The sequence below is a fragment of the Shewanella sp. 125m-7 genome (assembly GCF_052977045.1).
Genome location: NZ_JBRILQ010000110.1, coordinates 1 through 511 on the forward strand (window position 1 = coordinate 1; position 511 = coordinate 511).

1 protein-coding gene is annotated in these 511 nt (G+C 47.9%); it reads left to right on the top strand.

From position 1 onward, the window contains the following. Window positions 1–115 precede the first annotated feature (115 nt). Window positions 116–244, top strand: coding sequence for a hypothetical protein (locus ACVBIL_RS20655; protein ID WP_447168797.1), 129 nt, complete (start codon window positions 116–118; stop codon window positions 242–244). Window positions 245–511: the final 267 nt, after the last annotated feature.

Consider the following 511-nt stretch of genomic DNA (forward strand, 5'->3'; position numbering starts at 1 on the left):
ATGAGTTTAAGCAACTACATCGTGGCCCATTGTGAGGCCGATTAAAAGTGGATGGGTCCATTCCATTATCCATGCCACCAAGGCATTTGTTAATCCTAAACATCAGATGGCGGAAATGCGGTTATTGCAGGAGCAATATAACGGCCTGCAAGCTGGGGAGCAAGGCACATGGATGTGCCGAATGCCAGAAACTCATGGATGCAGTTTCTGGCCAAGCTCAGCGGCGGGCGACCGTCATGGATGACGGAAGTGTCGATTATGCAGGAGCAATAATCTACTCGACATCGGGAGTAGGCATTGCACGTACGTGCTTAAGTGGAAAAGCCACCTGCTGCATTGAAATTGGCCATGGAAAGCAACGTTGAAAACTTATAAAACCCAAACGCAAAAAAGCCACCTTAATAAGGTGGCTTTTCGACTACTCTTAACGAGTAAAATAGGCGCCTGGAAATGACCTACTCTCACATGGGGAGACCCCACACTACCATCGGCGATATTGCGTTTCACTTCT